The following is an 18,318-nucleotide window of genomic DNA, read 5'->3' on the forward strand; positions in this document are numbered from 1 at the left end:
TACAGTCGTCCCGTCCGTTACCCGCACATCGGTAGAGAGTGGCGAGCACACCGTGGACGTGCAGAAGAAGCTCGACGAGATCGTGAGCACGGTCTCCGGCGCCCGGTCCATGCCCATGTCGGCGTCCTGCGTGGTCAACCGCGCCGCCCTGCTCGCCCTGCTCGAAGAGGTGCGCCAGGCCCTGCCCGGCTCGCTCGCGCAGGCCCAGGAGCTGATCGGCGACCGGGACCAGATGGTCGAGGAGGCGCGGCGCGAGGCCGAGCGGATCATCGAGACCGCGCACGCCGAGCGCGGCTCGCTGATCTCCGACACCGAGGTGGCCCGCCGCTCCCAGGCCGAGGCCGACCGGATCCTCACCGAGGCCCGCCAGGAGGCCGAGGAGGTGCGCGCCGAGGCCGACGACTACGTCGACTCCAAGCTCGCCAACTTCGAGGTGGTCCTCACCAAGACCCTCGGCTCGGTCGGCCGCGGCCGGGAGAAGTTGCTCGGCACCGGTCCCGGACTGACCGAGGACGGCTACGAGGACGAGGACGCCCCCGAGCGCAGCCCCGACCCGGAGACCCTGCGCCGGGACGCCGACGCCTACGTCGATCTCAAGCTGGGCGCCTTCGAGGCCGTGCTCGCCAAGACGCTGGAGGCCGTCGGCCGCGGCCGGCAGAAGCTGCACGGCCGGATCGCCACCGACGACCTCGGCGCCCTCGCCGACGACACCGGCACCGTGCAGCACTCCAGCGACGCCGACTACCTGGCCGGTCTCGCGGAGATCAGCCCCGCCCCCGCCCCGGCCGCCGCCCTCGCCGAGGCCCCGGCCGCGCCGCAGCAGCCGGTCTACGAGCCGCAGCCGGACTACGGCTACCCCCAGACCGCGCAGACCGCGCAGCCCGACCCGTACGGCGGCTACCAGCCGGCCTACGCCGCCCAGCAGGACCCGTACGGCTACCAGCAGCAGGCCGACCCCTACGGCTACCAGGGCTACGACGCGCAGCAGGCAGGCGGCTACGACCCGAACCAGCCCCAGCAGCCGCACGAGCCCCACCAGACCCAGCAGCCTCACCAGAACCAGCAGCCGCAGCAGGGCCACGCGCAGCAGGGCTACGCGCTCGACGAGACCAGCCTCTTCGACACCGGCATGATCAGCGCCGAGCAGTTGCGGGCGTACGAGCAGGGCCGCGGCCTCTGAGGGAGCGGCCGGTCCGCGGGCCGGTCAGGAGGCCGGATTGGGCCGTGAGCGAAAGGTCCAGTATCCTGGCTCTTCGGTCGCGCGTAAGTGCGCGGTCAGCGCTGCCCGGGAGCACCACCGGGGCGGCGACCCTCCGAGTTCGGAAACCGAAAGCAGGAATGGCTCACAACGCCCGCCTCGACCACCGCAACCCTCTAGTGTTCGACACACATGAGCTGGGGCGGCGTCCTGGTGCGCTGCAACGCCAGACCCGCGAGATCCCGGCCCCCCGGGACCTCGGTATCCACGGAGTGATCGGAGTGCCGGAAGGCGCCCCGGTCGCCCTCGAACTCCGCCTCGAGTCGGTCATGGAAGGTGTGCTTGTCACAGGCACCGCCCGTGCACAGGCCGAGGGGGAGTGCGTAAGGTGTCTGGAGCCGGTCGGGCTGGAGCTCGAAGCGGACTTCCAGGAGATGTTCTCGTACCCTGACGCCGACGACCGGGGCCGCGTGATCGCGGAACCGGGCGACGACGCCGAGGACGACGAGGACAGGCTCCTTCTCGAGGACGGACTCTTCGACCTCGAACCTCTGCTGCGCGATGCGGTGGTGCTCGCACTGCCGATGCAGCCGGTGTGCCAGGAAGACTGCCCGGGTCTGTGCTCCCAGTGCGGAGCGCGGCTCGCGGACGACCCGGACCACCACCACGACGCCGTCGACATCCGTTGGGCGGCTTTGCAGGGACTCGCCGGCACCACGTCGGACGGCGAGAAGGACGAGATGAGCGGCGGCGCGCCTCAGTCAGCACGCGCCGACGAGAAGCAGGAGAAGTAGCCGTGGCTGTTCCGAAGCGGAAGATGTCGCGCAGCAACACGCGCCACCGCCGGTCGCAGTGGAAGGCTGCGGTCCCCACCCTGGTTGCGTGCGAGCGCTGCCACGAGCCCAAGCAGCAGCACATCGCGTGCCCGTCTTGCGGCACCTACAACAAGCGCCAGGTCCTCGAGGTCTGAGCGGCTGGTGAGAGGCACCGTGTCCACGGCTAAGAAGAACGCTTCCCGCGCAGGCGGGAGTGGCCCATCGGACAACACCGCCTCGTCCCACACGCTTCTGGAAGGGCGGCTCGGCTACCGGCTCGAGTCCGCCCTTCTGGTGCGCGCGCTGACCCACCGTTCCTACGCGTACGAGAACGGCGGCCTGCCGACGAACGAGCGGCTGGAGTTCCTCGGTGACTCCGTCCTCGGTCTCGTCGTCACGGACACGCTGTACCGCACCCACCCCGACCTGCCCGAAGGCCAGCTGGCCAAGTTGCGGGCCGCGGTGGTCAACTCGCGTGCGCTGGCGGAAGTGGGCCGCGGGCTCGACCTGGGTTCCTTCATCCGGCTCGGCCGCGGTGAAGAGGGCACGGGCGGCCGGGACAAGGCGTCGATCCTCGCCGACACCCTCGAAGCGGTGATCGGCGCGGTCTATCTCGACCAGGGCCTCGAAGCGGCCTCCGAACTGGTGCACCGCCTGTTCGACCCGCTGATCGAGAAGTCCTCCAATCTGGGCGCAGGCCTGGACTGGAAGACGTCGCTCCAGGAGCTGACCGCGACCGAAGGGCTCGGTGTCCCCGAGTACCTGGTCACGGAGACCGGCCCCGACCACGAGAAGACCTTCACTGCTGCCGCCCGCGTCGGAGGCGTCTCGTACGGCACCGGCACCGGCCGCAGCAAGAAGGAGGCGGAGCAGCAGGCCGCCGAGTCCGCCTGGCGGTCCATCCGGGCCGCGGCGGACGAGCGCGCCAAGGCGGCCGAGGAGGCCGCCGCCGCACAGGACGCCGACGCGTCCTCCGCCTCCGCCTGACAGAGCACAGCACCCGAGCGCCCGCCCCCACCGGTTCCCCGGCGGGGGCGGGCGCTCGGACCGTCCACCGGAGCGGACCGTACGGTCCCCACGGTCCTTCACGGGGGTCCCGATGCCCGAGTTGCCCGAGGTCGAGGTCGTCCGCCGCGGACTGGAGCGCTGGGTCGCCCACCGCACCGCGGCCGACGTCGAGGTGCTGCACCCGCGCGCCGTACGCCGCCATCTCGCGGGCGCCGACGACTTCGCGCACCGGCTCAAGGGCCACCACATCGCCGTGCCCCGCCGACGCGGCAAGTATCTGTGGCTGCCGCTGGAGGAGACCAACCAGTCCGTCCTCGCCCACCTCGGCATGAGCGGCCAACTGCTCGTACAGCCGCAGGAGGCGCCCGACGAGAAGCACCTGCGCGTCCGGGTCCGGTTCGCCGACTCCCTCGGCACCGAACTGCGCTTCGTGGACCAGCGCACCTTCGGCGGCCTCTCGCTGCACGACAACACGAGCGACGGACTGCCCGACGTCATCGCGCACATCGCCCGCGACCCCCTCGACCCGCTGTTCGACGACGAGGCGTTCCACCAGGCGCTGCGCCGCAAGCGCACCACCATCAAGCGCGCCCTGCTCGACCAGTCGCTGATCAGCGGAGTCGGCAACATCTACGCCGACGAGGCGCTCTGGCGGGCGCGCATCCACTACGAGCGCCCCACCGCCGCCTTCACCCGCCCCCGCACAGCGGAACTCCTCGCCCACATCCGGGACGTGATGAACGCGGCCCTCTCCGTCGGCGGCACCAGCTTCGACAGCCTGTACGTCAACGTCAACGGCGAGTCCGGCTACTTCGACCGCTCCCTGGACGCCTACGGGCGCGAGGGCCTGCCCTGCCGTCGCTGCGCCACCCCGATGCGCCGGCGCCCCTGGATGAACCGCTCCAGCTACTACTGCCCCAAGTGCCAGCCCGCGCCCCGGAGCCGGGCCTGAGCCGCACCTGATCCCGGCCGGTCAGGCGCCGCGGGAGTCGTAGGCGGCGCGCGCCGCGAGCACCTCGTCCATCCGGTCCTCCACGCAGTGGATGAGGGCGAGCAGCCGCCCCGCGACCTCCCGGCCGAGCGGGGTCAGTTCGTAGTCCACGCGCGGCGGGCTCGTCGGCTGCGCCTCCCGGTGCACCAGTCCGTCCCGCTCCAGCGCGTGCAGCGTCTGCGACAGCATCTTCTCGCTCACGCCGTCCACCCGGCGGCGCAACTCGTTGAACCGCAGCGACCCCTCGTACAGCGCCCCCACGGTGAGCGCCCCCCACCGCCCCGTCACATGCTCCAGCGTGCCGCGCGAGGGGCACGCCTTGGCGAACACGTCGTACGGCAGGTCCTGCTCCGCGGTGCGCTCCTGCGTGATGCCCATGACACGAGCGTACGCGACCGGCCCGGACGTCCAGGGGCCACGGATCACGTCTGGGCCTCCTGGATCCGCGCGGCGAGGCCGTCCCCCGCGCGGCGAAGCCGTCCGCCAGGATCACCAGGACCAGGTACGTCCTCGAAGACCCGTTGAGCAGTGTCAGACCGCGCTCCAGAATCGCGGCCAGCACGACGAACACCCCGAGTACCGTCGCCAGACTGGGCTCTCGCTCCGCCACCGCCGCGCCGCCGCGCTTCTCCGCCAACGGAGCCCCCGCCCTTCGGACACGGACGGCCCGGCCGTCTCTCGCGCGCAGGGTAGCGCTCAGTACCCGAAGTCCTGCGTCCACCAAGGGCCGCCCGCGCCGAAGTGCGCGCCGACGCCCAGGGTGGTGAAGCGGCAGTTCAGGATGTTGGCGCGGTGCTCGGGGCTGTTCATCCAGGCGGACATGACGGCCGCCGGGCCGGACTGGCCGCGGGCTATGTTCTCGGCGCCGAGCCCGGTGATCCCGGCCTTCGCCGCGCGGTCCCACGGGGTCGCGCCGCCGGGGTCGGTGTGGGCGAAGAAGCCCTGGTCGGCCATGGCCCTGCTGTATTTCTCGGCCAGTGAGGTCAGCGCGCTGTTCGCGGCCACCGCGCCGCATCCCGCCTTCGCCCGCTCCAGGTTGACCAGGCGCACCACCTCGGCCTCGGCCGCCGCCTCGGCGGACACCGTCACCGGAGCCCCGGTGGGGCGCGGTGCCGGGGCCGCCGCGTGCGGCGGGGCGCTCGGGCGCGGGACGGGGGCGGTGGCGGTCCCGGCGGGCGTGGGGGTGCTCGGCGGGGCGGTGGCGGGCGGTGCGGCGGCCCTCTGCGGCGGGGTCGCCCGCGAAGGGGCGGCCGCCGTGTCCGGGGCCGAGACGGAGGGGGAGGCGGGGGCGGTAGCGGGAGCTGAAGAGGGCGCGGCAGGCGTGGCGGGGGAGGAAGGTGCGGCAGCGGACGGGGACGGCGGGGGCGTGTCATCGGTGCCGCGGCTCGGGGCCGGACCCGGATCCGGAACCGGACCCGGTCCGGGGGCCGCCGGGCGGGTGCCGGGGAGGGCGCCGCCCCAGGTGCCGCCCTGCTCGCTCGCGCCGTTGGACGGGGCTCCCGCCGCGGGCGTCCTGTCCGCGCCGGAGGTGCTGCCGCCGCCGAGCCGGTACTCGTGCAGTCCGGGCACCACACCCGCGGCGACCGCGACCGTGCCCAGGGCGAGGGCCGCCGTGACCCCGAGCAGCCCGGCCCGCACCGGGACCCCGGCCCGCCCGCGACGGCGGCGGCCGCGCCGAGGGTCCGGCGCCGGGGCGGGGGCCGTGCCTTCGAGGCCGGGCGGCAGCGGCACGGTGCCCGTGGCTCGTGCGTAGTCGTCGTCCGTCGCGTAGAGGTACCGCTCGGCCCTGGCGTCGACGGCGGCGTACGGGTCCGGGACCGGAGGCCGCTCGGGGCGGCCGGGCGTGCCGCCGGTCCCCGCCGCGCCCCCGGCCCGCGCGGCGCGGCGCGTGGCGGAGCGGCCGGCGTCCGGGTGTCGGTGCCGTCCCATGGTGCTGGCCTTCCTCGTCCCTGCGGCCGCCGCGCGTGCTGAGCCGTCGCGGTCAACCCATGTCACTCGATCGAGTGAGTTTCATATGAAATGCATCGGGTCGGGACGGTACCTCATGGGTCCGGGGGCCCGGCATGCCCGGGGGGACGGCACCCGGCTAGGTTGCAGGCATGAGTGAGGAAGCACGGCTGGTCGCCTGGGTGCGCGGCCATGTCCAGGGTGTCGGGTTCCGCTGGTTCACCCGGGCCGCGGCCCTGGAGATCGGCGGACTGAGTGGTTTTGCTCTCAATCTCGCCGACGGGCGGGTGCAGGTGGTCGCCGAGGGGCCCCGTACCGCCTGCCAGAAGCTCCTCGACTGGCTGGAGGGCAGCGACACGCCCGGCCGCGTCGACGGTGTCACCGAGATCTGGGACACACCGCGCGGCGGCTACGACGGCTTCGCGATCCGCTGAGCCGGTCCGCCCGGTCCCGCACCGCGGCCCGGCCCGCACCTGCCACCGGCATCTGCCCGCGCGGAAAAGGGCAGGTGACTGCCGAGAGAGGCTTGCCGTGACCTGCCGCGCAGGGGCAGGATGACCGCCATGCCCCCCGGGGCCCGCAGGAGCCGCAGCGCCACCGGTCCCCGGTCGCGCGCCCCCGGGACGCCCGTCGATACGGGGTGTGATCGTGTTGACCGTCAAACTTTTTGGTGAGACGCTGAAAGCCCGCGCACCTCAGCTGTTTGGCATGGAAGAACGGCAGTGAAAACTCAACAGTGCCAAGCACCACGGGTGCGAATCCCTCACGACCCACACCGATTCGGTCGGTCACTCAGTGTGGAGGACCATCCATCATGGCAAAGGCGCTTCTCGGTTACGTCGGCGGCTCCGACCCTCGACTCCTCGCCGAGATGCGACGGCTCCAGCAGCGCGTCCAGGACCTGGAATCCGAGCTCGTAAGGATCCAGGCGGAGAACGACGCGCTGGCGGCTGCCGCTTCTCACGACAGGATCATGGAGCGCGTCGACGCACACCAGGCGGAGCCTGCGCTCACCTGATCACTGCATCGACACCGCGACACAGTGGTTGGGCTGCCCGTGTCAACCGCTCAGTTGTCAGAAGTTTGCAAGGGACGCTTCGGCGTCCCTTCTTTCTTTCCGGCCCCGCCCTTCCCCCCGGGCCCCCGCTCCGAGCCCCCGCTTTCGTTGCCCCCACACACCCTTTCAGGCTCTTCAACGTCTGGTGTGCCCTTGATGTACAGAGGCGAAACCGCGCGGTTGCGAGGGTTCACGAAGTGAGATAGCGGCGGCGGGTAGAGTGCGACGGCGTGCACCTCAAAGCCCTGACCCTGCGAGGCTTCAAGTCGTTCGCCTCGGCGACCACGCTCCGGTTCGAACCGGGCATCACCTGCGTCGTCGGTCCGAACGGCTCGGGCAAGTCCAATGTCGTGGACGCGCTCAGCTGGGTCATGGGCGAGCAGGGCGCCAAGTCGCTGCGCGGCGGCAAGATGGAGGACGTCATCTTCGCCGGCACCACCGGCCGCCCCCCGCTGGGCCGCGCCGAGGTGTCCCTGACCATCGACAACTCCGACGGCGCCCTGCCCATCGAGTACGCCGAGGTCACCATCACGCGGATCATGTTCCGCAACGGCGGCAGCGAGTACCAGATCAACGGCGACACCTGCCGCCTGCTGGACATCCAGGAACTGCTGTCCGACTCCGGCATCGGCCGCGAGATGCACGTCATCGTCGGCCAGGGCCAGCTCGACTCCGTCCTGCACGCCGACCCGATGGGCCGCCGGGCCTTCATCGAGGAGGCGGCGGGCGTCCTCAAGCACCGCAAGCGCAAGGAGAAGGCGCTGCGGAAACTGGACGCGATGCAGGCCAACCTCGCCCGCGTCCAGGACCTCACCGACGAACTGCGCCGCCAGCTCAAACCGCTGGGCCGCCAGGCGGCCGTCGCCCGCCGCGCCGCCGTCATCCAGGCCGACCTGCGCGACGCCCGCCTGCGCCTGCTCGCCGACGACCTCGTACGCCTCCAGGAGGCGCTGAAGGCCGAGGTCGCCGACGAGGCCGCGCTCAAGCAGCGCAAGGAGCACGCCGAGGCCGAACTCCGCCGGGCCCTCCAGCGCGAAGCGCACCTGGAGGACGAGGTCCGCCGCCTCACCCCGCGGCTGACCCGCGCCCAGCAGACCTGGTACGAGCTGTCCCAGCTCGCCGAACGCGTCCGCGGCACCGTCTCCCTCGCCGACGCCCGGGTCAAGAGCGCGACCTCCGCGCCCGTCGAGGAACGGCGCGGACGCGACCCCGAGGACCTGGAGCGCGAGGCCGCCCGCGTCCGCGAGCAGGAAGCCGAACTGGAAGCGGCCCTGGAGGCCGCCGAACGGGCCCTCGACGACACCGTCGCCCACCGCTCAGAGCTGGAACGCGAACTCGCCGCCGAGGAACGCCGCCTGAAGGACGCCGCCCGCGCCATCGCCGACCGCCGCGAGGGCCTGGCCCGGCTCAGCGGCCAGGTGAACGCCGCCCGCTCCCGCGTCGCCTCCGCCCAGGCCGAGATCGACCGCCTGGCCACCGCCCGCGACGAGGCCAGGGAACGCGCCGTGCACGCCCAGGAGGAGTACGAGGCGCTCAAGGCCGAGGTGGACGGCCTCGACGCCGAGGACCACGAACTCGCCGACCGCCACGAGAGCGCGAAGGCCGCGCTGGCCGACGCCGACGCCGCGCTCACCGCCGCCCGCCGGGCCGCCACCGCCGCCGAACGCGAACGGGCCGCGACCCGCGCCCGGCACGACGCCCTCGCCCTCGGCCTGCGCCGCAAGGACGGCACCGGTGCCCTGCTCGACGCGAGCGACCGGCTCACCGGACTGCTCGGCCCGGCCGCGGAACTCCTCACCATCACCCCCGGCCACGAGATCCCGCTCGCGGCGGCCCTCGGCGCCGCAGCCGACGCCCTGGCGGTCACGCACCCCGCCGCCGCGGCGGAAGCCCTGCGCCTGCTGCGCAAACAGGACGCGGGCCGCGCCGCCCTCCTGCTCACCGGCGCCCCCGAGGAGCCCGGCACCGCCCCCGACCCCGGCACGGAGGGCCTGCCCGCCGGGCAGCGCCGCGCCGCCGACCTCGTGCGCGGCCCCGCCGACCTCATGCCCGCCGTCCGCAGGCTGCTGCGCGGCGTCGTCGTGGTCGGCACCCTGGAGGACGCCGAGGACCTCGTCCACGCCCGCCCCCACCTCACCGCCGTCACCGCCGAGGGCGATCTGCTCGGGGCGCACTTCGCGCAGGGCGGCTCGGCCGGAGCGCCCAGCCTGCTCGAGGTCCAGGCGTCCGTGGACGAGGCCGCGGCCGACCTCGCCGACCTCGACCTGCGCTGCGCCGGGTCGGCCGAGGCCGAGCGGCTGGCCGGTGAGCGGCGCGAGGAGTGCGCCGCGCTCGTCGAGGAACTGGGCGAGCGCCGCCGCGCCGCCGACCGCGAGAAGTCCGCCGTCGCCCAGCAGCTCGGCCGGCTCGCCGGCCAGGCACGCGGAGCCGCCGGGGAGGCCGAGCGGTCCACGGCCGCCGCCGCCCGCGCCCAGGAGGCCCTGGACCGGGCCCGCCAGGAGGCGGAGGAACTCGCCGAACGGCTCGCCGTCGCCGAGGAGAGCCCGGTCGAGGAGGAACCCGACACCTACACCCGTGACCGCCTCGCCGCGGACGGCGCCAACGCCCGGCAGACCGAGATGGAGGCCCGCCTCCAGGTCCGTACGCACGAGGAACGCGTCAAGTCCCTGTCCGGCCGGGCCGACTCCCTGGACCGGGCCGCCCGCGCCGAACGCGAGGCACGCGCGCGTGCCGAGCAGCGGCAGGCCCGGCTGCGCCACGAGGCGGCCGTCGCCGCCGCCGTCGCGGCCGGTGCCCGCCAGTTGCTGGCGCACGTCGAGGTCTCGCTGACCCGCGCGGAGCGGGAGCGGAGCGCGGCCGAGGCCGCCAAGGCGCTGCGGGAGCAGGAGCTGACCGCGGCCCGCGCCGCCGGGCGCGATCTGAAGGCCGAACTCGACAAGCTGACCGACTCGGTCCACCGCGGCGAGGTGCTCGGCGCCGAGAAGCGGCTGCGTATCGAGCAGCTGGAGGCCAGGGCGCTGGAGGAGCTGGGCGTGGAACCGGCGGGCCTGGCGGCGGAGTACGGACCGCACCAGCCGGTGCCGCCCTCGCCGCCCGCCGAGGGGGAGGAGCTGCCCGAGGACCCCGGCCACCCGCGCAACCGGCCCCGCCCCTTCGTCCGCGCCGAGCAGGAGAAGCGGCTGCGCGCGGCGGAGCGCGCCTACCAGCAGCTCGGCAAGGTCAATCCGCTGGCCCTGGAGGAGTTCGCGGCGCTGGAGGAGCGGCACAAGTTCCTCAGCGAGCAGCTGGAGGACCTGAAGAAGACCCGCGCCGACCTGCTCCAGGTGGTCAAGGAGGTCGACGAGCGGGTCGAGCAGGTCTTCACCGAGGCGTACCGGGACACCGCACGCGAGTTCGAGGGCGTCTTCGGGCGGCTCTTCCCGGGCGGCGAGGGCCGGCTCGTGCTGACCGACCCGGACAACATGCTCACCACGGGGGTGGACGTCGAGGCGCGCCCGCCGGGCAAGAAGGTCAAGCGGCTCTCCCTGCTCTCCGGCGGCGAGCGGTCGCTGACGGCGGTGGCGCTGCTGGTGTCCATCTTCAAGGCCCGGCCCAGCCCCTTCTATGTGATGGACGAGGTCGAGGCGGCCCTCGACGACACCAACCTCCAGCGGCTCATCCGCATCATGCAGGAGCTCCAGGAGGCGTCCCAGCTCATCGTGATCACACACCAGAAGCGCACGATGGAGGTGGCCGACGCCCTGTACGGCGTCTCCATGCAGGGCGACGGCGTCTCCAAGGTGATCAGCCAGCGGCTGCGCTAGGGACTCAGCCGGCGGCTGCGCTAGGGACACGGTCCGGCCCCGAACGGGCGCCGCGTGCCGCCGCGACTTCGGGGTATTCGGAGCATGTCCCGCCAGTTGATTTCAACACTTGAACACAACTCACCTCGGCGGGTCGGTCAATTTCACAATGGACCGACTATGACTTCGAGAGTTGAAGACATAGTCTCTGCAACGTTGCTTTCACCTTCAGGTCTCAAGACCTGGAGGGGCTGACCCCACCCCGGCAGCGTTGCCGGTGTGCCCGAGGAGTACACGTGACCAGCACAGCGCAGGCGCCGACGCCAGGAGCCCCCACGGCCCATCCCGATCATCTCGGGCATGTCATCTTCATCGCGGCGGCGGCCGCCATGGGAGGGTTCCTGTTCGGCTACGACAGCTCCGTGATCAACGGCGCCGTCGAGGCCATCCGGGACCGCTACGACATCGGCTCCGCCGCGCTGGCCCAGGTCATCGCCATCGCGCTGATCGGCTGCGCCATCGGCGCCGCCACCGCGGGCCGGATCGCCGACCGCATCGGCCGTATCCGCTGCATGCAGATCGCCGCGGGCCTCTTCACCGTCAGCGCCGTCGGTTCGGCGCTGCCCTTCGCCCTGTGGGACCTGGCCCTGTGGCGCATCATCGGCGGCTTCGCCATCGGCATGGCCTCCGTCATCGGCCCCGCCTACATCGCCGAGGTCGCCCCGCCCGCCTACCGCGGCCGGCTCGGCTCCTTCCAGCAGGCCGCGATCGTCGTCGGTATCGCCATCTCGCAGCTGGTCAACTGGGGCCTGCTGAACGCCGCCGGCGGCGACCAGCGCGGCAAGCTGATGGGCCTGGAGGCATGGCAGGTCATGCTCGGCGTGATGGTGATCCCGGCCGTCCTGTACGGCCTGCTCTCCTTCGCCATCCCCGAGTCCCCGCGCTTCCTGGTCTCCGTGGGCAAGCGCGAGCGCGCCAAGGAGATCCTCGAAGAGGTCGAGGGCAAGGACGTGGACTTCGACGCGCGCATCGCCGAGATCGAGCACGCCATGCACCGCGAGGAGAAGTCGTCCTTCAAGGACCTGCTCGGCGGCAGCTTCTTCTTCAAGCCGATCGTCTGGATCGGCATCGGCCTGTCGGTCTTCCAGCAGTTCGTCGGCATCAACGTCGCGTTCTACTACTCCTCGACGCTGTGGCAGTCGGTCGGTGTCGACCCGACGCAGTCGTTCTTCTACTCCTTCACCACGTCGATCATCAACATCATCGGCACCGTGATCGCGATGATCTTCGTCGACCGCATCGGCCGCAAGCCGCTCGCGCTCATCGGCTCGGCCGGCATGGTCGTCGGACTCGCCCTGGAGGCATGGGCCTTCTCGTCCCCGCTGGTGGACGGCAAGCTGCCCGCCACCCAGGGCTGGGTGGCCCTGGTCGCCGCCCACATCTTCGTCCTCTTCTTCGCCCTGTCCTGGGGCGTGGTCGTGTGGGTCTTCCTCGGCGAGATGTTCCCGAACCGGATCCGCGCCGCCGCCCTGGGCGTGGCCGCCTCCGCCCAGTGGATCGCCAACTGGGCCATCACCGCGAGCTTCCCGTCGCTGGCCGACTGGAACCTCTCCGGTACGTACGTGATCTACGCGGTCTTCGCGGCGCTCTCCATCCCGTTCGTCCTGAAGTTCGTCAAGGAGACGAAGGGCAAGTCCCTGGAGGAGATGGGCTGAGCCGCCCGGCAGCCGCCCCCCCCCGATCCCGAGGAGACGGGCCACGTCCCCGCTGCCGTCTCCTCGCACCGTCCGCCGCCCCCGCCCGGTCAGCACCCGGGCGGGGCGGCGGTGCCGTACGGCGCGGCGCGGCGCGGGTGCGCGACCCGGGTCAGGCGTCCGGACCGGGTCCGGTGGCGCCCGGGTCCGGTCCGGCGAGATGGGCGTCCATGGTGGCGTTGAGGTCGCTGAGGAAGGACTCGAACCGCGCCAGCAGCTCCGGTGGGTAATGGGCCATGGCGGCGTCCATCCGGCGCGCCAGCGGACCGAAGAAGTCGTCGGCCCGCTGTTGGACGCGGTCGCCGCCGCGCAGGGTGACGACGCGCCGGTCGGTGTGTTCGCGGGTGCGGGTGATGTGGCCCGCCGCTTCCAGCCGGTTCAGCAGCGCGGTGGTGGCGCCCGTGGACAGGGCGATGCGCTCGCTCAGGCGGGCCGGTGAGAGCGGAGTACCCCGCTCCTCGGCGGCGGCGATCTCCAGCAGGGCGGTCGCGTCGGTGGAGTGCAGGCCCAGCCGGGCGGCGAAGCGCCGGCCCAGTTCGGCGTGGTGCCCGCCGTAGACCCGCAGTTCTTCCATCAGCCGCTCGCGCCGTGCCGCCACGTCGTCGCGCACCGGTTCCGCCATGGAGGCCCGCCACCTTTCTGCTGCCGCTCGCCTGCTGCCGCTCGGTCCGCGTCGGCGGCTCGCTTTGACAACCTACAGCGTCCCTTTTACCTTCATGGTGGAATTACTTCACGATGGAGGTATTAGGCATGGGCGACCCGTCCGCCGCCGGTGAGACCACCGCTCCCCACCGCTGGCGCTGGCTGATCCTGGTGGTGATGCTCGTGGCGGAGATCATGGATCTCCTGGACGCCTCGATCGTCAACGTCGCCGGCCCCGACCTGGAGAGGTCCCTGTCGACCGGATCCGTGGGCCTGCAATGGGTGATCGGCGGCTACGCCCTCACCCTGGGCGCCGGACTGGTGCTCGGCGGACGGCTCGGCGACCGCTACGGACGCCGCCGTATGTTCCTGCTCGGCCTGGCCGCCTTCACGGTCTGTTCCCTGCTGTGCGCGCTGGCGCCCGGCACCGGGTGGCTGATCGCCTTCCGGCTGCTCCAGGGCAGCGCCGGGGCGCTGCTCCTGCCCCAGGGGCTCGGCCTGCTGCGGGAGAACTTCTCGGGGCCCGAACTCGCCAGGGTCTTCGGGATCTTCGGCCCCGTCCTCGGACTGGGCGGCATCGTCGGCCCGGTCCTGGGTGGCTTCCTGGTCGAGGGCGACTTCTTCGGCCTGGGCTGGCGGTCGGTGTTCCTGGTCAACCTGCCCCTCGGCCTCGCCGCGCTGATCACCGCGGCGAAGTTCGTGCCCGGGAGGCCGGGCGGCCGTGCGGTGCGGATCGACCTGGCGGGCGCGGCGCTGGTCGCGGTGTCCTGCGCCCTGCTGGTGCTGCCGCTGAACCAGGGCCAGGAGGACGGCTGGCCGCTGTGGACCTGGCTGTCCATGGCCGCCTCCGTCCTCGGGTTCGCCCTGTTCGCGCTGCGGCAGCGGAGCGAAGCCGCGGCCGGCCGGGAACCGCTGGTGGCCCCGGCGCTGCTGCGCAGGCCCGCCTTCGCGGTCGGGCTCGGCGGTATCGCCCTGTTCTTCGCCGGGCTCGTCGGCACCCAGCTCGTACTGACCCTCTACCTCCAGATCGGCCGCCACTTCACCGCGGGCGACGCGGGCCTGGGCAATCTGCCGCTCGCCGTCGGCACCGCGATCGGCGGCGCGGTGAGCGGCGCCTTCCTCGCCGACAGGATCGGCCGCAAGGTGCTCCAGACCGGTCCGCTCGTCCAGATCGCCGGCGCCGCCCTGCTCTGGTACGAACTCGGCGGTCTCGACAGCGCCTCGTTCTCGGTCCGGGACATCGCCCCGGGAGTGGCCGTCTGCGGCATCGGGGCGGGCATGGTCATCGCCGCCCTGTTCAGCTTCGTCCTCGCCGCCGTCGACGACGACGAGATCGGCTCGGCCTCCGGTGTCCTGTCCGCCGTGCAGTCCCTCGGAGGCTCCCTCGGTGTCGCGGTCTGCGGCTCGGTGTTCTTCTCCCGCGCCGGGTCCGGCGACGTCACCGGCGGCTTCCGGCACGCCCTCGTCGTCCAGGCGTGCCTGCTGGCCGTGTTCCTCGCCGTCACCTTCCTGCTGCCCAGGAAGGGCCGGCCGGAGGACGACCCGCACACCACGGCCGACGAGGGCGCCGGCACCGCCCGGCGCGCGGCGGCGTGAGCCCCGGGGGACGGGCGGGCGGCCGGCGCCGGGACCTCAGGCGGACAGTGTCTTCGACCGCTCGGCAGACCCGGCGCCCGCCGGGGCCGGGGCCGCCGGGAGCACCGCCGGTTTGGGCAGGGCCAGGTACAGCAGACCGGAGATCACGATGGTGGCGACCCAGCCGAGGCCGTACTCGCCGACGACGTTGTTGTGGGCCAGCGGGCCGGTGAACCAGTCGGAGGTGGTGAACAGCAGACCGGCGGCCAGGCCGATCGCCCAGGAGGCGACGGCGGCGGGGGAGAAGCCGCCCTTGTACCAGTAGGCGCTGGTGCGCGTGGTGTCGGCCAGGGCCGCGCCGTCGTACTCGGTGCGCCGCAGCATGTCCGCGCCGAAGACGCCCACCCAGGCGGAGAAGGCCACCGCGAGCAGCGACAGGAAGGCGATGAAGGAGCCCATGAAGCTCGTCGCCACCAGCATCAGCACCCCGCCGAAGGCCAGCGAGATCACGGCGTTGACCGAGACCGCCCAGTGCCGCGGCACCTTGAAGCCGAGGGTCTGCGCGGTGAAGCCCGCCGAGTACATCGACATCGAGTTGATCAGCAGCATGCCGATCAGCGCGATCAGCAGGTACGGCACCGCGATCCAGGTCGGCAGGATCTCGCCGAGGAAGGACACCGGGTCGGAGGCCGAGGCCAGATCGGGGGTGGAGACCGCCATCACCGCGCCCATCAGCACCATCGGCAGGACGACGATCCCGGCGCCGCCCACTGAGGTGCCGACGATCGCCCTGGAGGAGGCGGTGCGCGGCAGGTAGCGGGTGAAGTCCGGCGCGGTCGGGATCCAGCTGACGCCGCCCGCCGCGATCATGCCGATGCCGGTGATCACCGCGGCCGTGGAGCCCGCGGAGTGCGCGAACACCTTCGACCAGTCGGTGTCCACGATCAGATAGACCAGCACCAGCACGGAGAAGAGGCCGAAGAGGTAGGTCGCGTACTTGTTGCACTTCTGCACGGCGCCGATGCCGAGCCCGGAGATCGCGAAGGTGGCGACCACGAAGGCCAGCAGCGTCACCAGGTCCAGCACGCTGTCGGCCGTCAGGCCGAACACGATGTCCAGGATGCTGAGCATCGCGTAGGCGCCGGTCACCGCGTTGATCGTCTCCCAGCCCCAGCGGGCGACCCAGATCAGCGAGCCGGGCAGCAGGTTGCCGCGCTGCCCGAAGACCGCGCGGGACAGCGCCATGCCGGGCGCTCCGCCGCGCTTGCCGGAGATGCCGATGAGCCCCACCAGACCGTAGGAGACGACGGGCGCGGCGACGGCCACGACGAGCGCCTGCCACAGATTGAGGTGGTACGCCACGACGAGGCTCGCGCCCATCGTGAGCAGCAGCACGCTGATGTTGGCGCCGACCCAGGTGGGGAACAGCTCGCGGGTCCTGCCGGTGCGCTCATGATCGGGCACCTGTTCGATGCCGCGGGTTTCCAGGGCGCCTTCGACCTCGGCGGTCTTGCTCATGGGGAAGGTCCGTGCCTTGTTCGTGGGGGGAGTGGTCGCGGGGGAGTGTCTGTGGGGGGTGAGTCTCTGCGGGGGAGCGGAGAGGCGCACTCCGTGCTCGGGAAGGAGTGGCGGACGCCGTCCGCGGGCGGCGACGTCGGGGACTCTACGCGTGTTGACCCGCGCTCCACCATCGTACTTTGATACTACTCGCGTCTTTAGGTGGCGTTTGTCTCTCGGGGGAACCCACAAACGGCCTGTGGCCGGGACCCATGGCCGATACTGGACGCGTTATGGAAACCATCATCCTTGCTGTAGTCATCGCCGTGGTGGTGCTCGGCGCGCTCGGCGGGCTCGTCGTCGGAAGCCGGCGCCGCAAACCGCTGCCCCCGCCCCCGCCCGGCCCGCCCGACATCACCGCCGCCCCGCCGGCCGAACCGCACGTCGGCGAGGAGGCCGAGACGCCGCGCGAGGAGCCGCGGCGGACCATCGAGGAGGTGGACCTTCCGGGCGGCTCGGCCCCCACCGCCGTGGAGGAGCCGCCCGTCGTCGAGGAGCTGCCGGCTCCCGAGATCGAGGTCCCGGAGCCCACCGCAGGCCGTCTGGTCCGGCTGCGCGCCCGCCTCTCCCGGTCGCAGAACGCCCTGGGCAAGGGCCTGCTCACCCTGCTGTCCCGCGAGCACCTGGACGAGGACACCTGGGAGGAGATCGAGGACACCCTGCTGACCGCCGACGTCGGCGTCCGGCCCACCCAGGAACTGGTCGAGCGGCTGCGCGAGCGCGTCCGCGTGCTCGGCACCCGCACCCCCGAGGAGCTGCGCGCCCTGCTGCGCGAGGAGCTGCTCACCCTGGTCGGCCGCGACCTGGACCGCGCCGTGCGGACCGAGCCGCCCGGCGGCGGCCCCGGCATCGTGATGGTCGTCGGCGTCAACGGCACCGGCAAGACCACCACCACCGGCAAGCTCGCCCGGGTCCTGGTCGCCGACGGCCGCAGCGTCGTGCTCGGCGCCGCCGACACCTTCCGCGCCGCCGCCGCGGACCAGCTCCAGACCTGGGGCGAGCGGGTCGGCGCGCACACCGTGCGCGGCCCGGAGGCCGGTGACCCCGCCTCCGTGGCCTTCGACGCGGTCAAGGAGGGCAAGGAGCTGGGCGCCGACGTGGTGCTCATCGACACCGCCGGCCGCCTGCACACCAAGACCGGCCTCATGGACGAGCTGGGCAAGGTCAAGCGGGTCGTGGAGAAGCACGCCCCGCTGGACGAGGTGCTGCTCGTGCTCGACGCCACGACCGGCCAGAACGGCCTGGTTCAGGCCCGGGTCTTCGCCGAGGTCGTCGACATCAGCGGCATCGTGCTCACCAAGCTCGACGGCACCGCCAAGGGCGGCATCGTGGTCGCGGTCCAGCGCGAGCTGGGCGTCCCGGTCAAGCTGATCGGCCTCGGTGAGGGCGCGGACGACCTGGCGCCCTTCGAGCCGGAGGCGTTCGTCGACGCCCTGGTCGGCGACTGACGGCCGACGCGAGCGCGGTCGGCCGGCCGCCCCGCGCCCCGCAGCGGCGCCCGCCCCCGGATCCCGGTGGGGACGGGCGCCGCTGCCGTACGGCACGGGCCGCCCGGCGCGGATCACAGCGCCAGCAGACCGGCCGCCGTCTCCCGGAAGCCGCAGGCGTCGAGGTAGAAGGGGCGCAGCCGCGCCTCGTGGTCGACATGCAGCCACGCGCATCCGGCGGCACGCGCCCGCCGGGCCGCCGTCGCCACCAGCTCCGCCCCGATTCCGCGCGACCGGTGCTCCCGGGCCACCACCGTGTCCAGCACGAACGCGTGCTCGCCGCCGTCCCAGGCGACATTGACGAACCCGATCAGCCGGCCCTCCGACCGGGCGCACACCCAGCCGAGACTGTGCCGCAGCAGCCGCGCCCGCCACCCGGTCCGCCCGACGGGATGCCCGAACCCCTCCGCGTGCAGCGCTTCGAGCGCGGCGTCCTCGAACTCGCCGCGCCACTCGTACGTGATCGCCTCGCCGCCCGTGACCGTCTCGTCCGTGATCGTCATGC

General features: G+C 72.7%; 16 protein-coding genes. 11 read left to right on the top strand and 5 right to left on the bottom strand.

Features of this window, described 5'->3' with window-relative positions:
• Positions 1–52 precede the first annotated feature (52 nt).
• From ACWDYF_RS24040 to mutM, 5 genes are all read left to right on the top strand, one after another.
• Complete coding sequence (locus ACWDYF_RS24040) at positions 53–1,180, top strand: ATP synthase F0 subunit B (protein WP_389470300.1); 1,128 nt, start codon at positions 53–55, stop codon at positions 1,178–1,180.
• A 158-nt stretch (positions 1,181–1,338) separates the two neighbouring features.
• On the top strand, positions 1,339–1,992 hold the full coding sequence (locus ACWDYF_RS24045; protein WP_381741160.1) for a YceD family protein: 654 nt from the start codon (positions 1,339–1,341) through the stop codon (positions 1,990–1,992).
• A 2-nt stretch (positions 1,993–1,994) separates the two neighbouring features.
• The gene (gene rpmF / locus ACWDYF_RS24050) at positions 1,995–2,168 is read left to right on the top strand and encodes a 50S ribosomal protein L32 (protein ID WP_003951102.1); all 174 of its coding nucleotides are present in this window, start codon (positions 1,995–1,997) and stop codon (positions 2,166–2,168) included.
• 7 nt (positions 2,169–2,175) lie between these two features.
• A complete protein-coding gene (rnc, locus tag ACWDYF_RS24055; protein ID WP_107440688.1) occupies positions 2,176–3,000 on the top strand; it encodes a ribonuclease III in 825 nt (274 codons plus the stop codon).
• A gap of 112 nt (positions 3,001–3,112) precedes the next feature.
• On the top strand, positions 3,113–3,973 hold the full coding sequence (gene mutM / locus ACWDYF_RS24060) for a bifunctional DNA-formamidopyrimidine glycosylase/DNA-(apurinic or apyrimidinic site) lyase (RefSeq protein ID WP_389470304.1): 861 nt from the start codon (positions 3,113–3,115) through the stop codon (positions 3,971–3,973).
• Positions 3,974–3,994: 21 nt separating this feature from the next.
• On the opposite strand, the gene ACWDYF_RS24065 is transcribed toward mutM, so the two are convergent.
• Together ACWDYF_RS24065 and ACWDYF_RS24070 are read right to left on the bottom strand one after the other, a co-directional pair.
• Positions 3,995–4,390, bottom strand: a complete 396-nt coding sequence (locus tag ACWDYF_RS24065) for a winged helix-turn-helix transcriptional regulator (RefSeq protein WP_018567928.1) — start codon at positions 4,388–4,390, stop codon at positions 3,995–3,997.
• 318 nt (positions 4,391–4,708) lie between these two features.
• The gene (locus tag ACWDYF_RS24070; protein ID WP_389470308.1) at positions 4,709–5,941 is read right to left on the bottom strand and encodes a CAP domain-containing protein; all 1,233 of its coding nucleotides are present in this window, start codon (positions 5,939–5,941) and stop codon (positions 4,709–4,711) included.
• A 170-nt stretch (positions 5,942–6,111) separates the two neighbouring features.
• Here ACWDYF_RS24070 and ACWDYF_RS24075 point away from each other — a divergent pair, with 170 nt between their 5' ends.
• The 4 genes from ACWDYF_RS24075 (at position 6,112) to ACWDYF_RS24090 (ending at position 12,513) form a co-directional block, all read left to right on the top strand.
• Positions 6,112–6,393: an acylphosphatase gene (locus tag ACWDYF_RS24075; protein WP_037888800.1), complete on the top strand. Its 282-nt coding sequence runs from the start codon at positions 6,112–6,114 to the stop codon at positions 6,391–6,393.
• Positions 6,394–6,773: 380 nt separating this feature from the next.
• On the top strand, positions 6,774–6,977 hold the full coding sequence (locus ACWDYF_RS24080; RefSeq protein WP_018567931.1) for a hypothetical protein: 204 nt from the start codon (positions 6,774–6,776) through the stop codon (positions 6,975–6,977).
• 269 nt (positions 6,978–7,246) lie between these two features.
• Positions 7,247–10,819 (top strand): chromosome segregation protein SMC, encoded by a 3,573-nt coding sequence (gene smc, locus ACWDYF_RS24085; RefSeq protein WP_389470313.1) that lies wholly within the window; start codon positions 7,247–7,249, stop codon positions 10,817–10,819.
• Positions 10,820–11,094: 275 nt separating this feature from the next.
• A complete protein-coding gene (locus ACWDYF_RS24090; RefSeq protein ID WP_381741170.1) occupies positions 11,095–12,513 on the top strand; it encodes a sugar porter family MFS transporter in 1,419 nt (472 codons plus the stop codon).
• 151 nt (positions 12,514–12,664) lie between these two features.
• On the opposite strand, the gene ACWDYF_RS24095 is transcribed toward ACWDYF_RS24090, so the two are convergent.
• The gene (locus ACWDYF_RS24095) at positions 12,665–13,174 is read right to left on the bottom strand and encodes a MarR family winged helix-turn-helix transcriptional regulator (protein ID WP_389470317.1); all 510 of its coding nucleotides are present in this window, start codon (positions 13,172–13,174) and stop codon (positions 12,665–12,667) included.
• Positions 13,175–13,302: 128 nt separating this feature from the next.
• Here ACWDYF_RS24095 and ACWDYF_RS24100 point away from each other — a divergent pair, with 128 nt between their 5' ends.
• Positions 13,303–14,790, top strand: coding sequence for an MFS transporter (locus ACWDYF_RS24100; protein WP_389470320.1), 1,488 nt, complete (start codon positions 13,303–13,305; stop codon positions 14,788–14,790).
• A gap of 36 nt (positions 14,791–14,826) precedes the next feature.
• On the opposite strand, the gene ACWDYF_RS24105 is transcribed toward ACWDYF_RS24100, so the two are convergent.
• Positions 14,827–16,287, bottom strand: coding sequence for a cytosine permease (locus ACWDYF_RS24105; protein WP_389470323.1), 1,461 nt, complete (start codon positions 16,285–16,287; stop codon positions 14,827–14,829).
• Between the two features lie 272 nt (positions 16,288–16,559).
• Between ACWDYF_RS24105 and ftsY the strand changes: the two genes are divergently transcribed.
• A complete protein-coding gene (gene ftsY / locus ACWDYF_RS24110) occupies positions 16,560–17,774 on the top strand; it encodes a signal recognition particle-docking protein FtsY (RefSeq protein WP_381741177.1) in 1,215 nt (404 codons plus the stop codon).
• 113 nt (positions 17,775–17,887) lie between these two features.
• On the opposite strand, the gene ACWDYF_RS24115 is transcribed toward ftsY, so the two are convergent.
• On the bottom strand, positions 17,888–18,316 hold the full coding sequence (locus tag ACWDYF_RS24115; RefSeq protein WP_389470326.1) for a GNAT family N-acetyltransferase: 429 nt from the start codon (positions 18,314–18,316) through the stop codon (positions 17,888–17,890).
• Between the last annotated feature and the right edge of the window lie 2 nt (positions 18,317–18,318).

This window comes from Streptomyces sp. NPDC003284 (assembly GCF_053589675.1).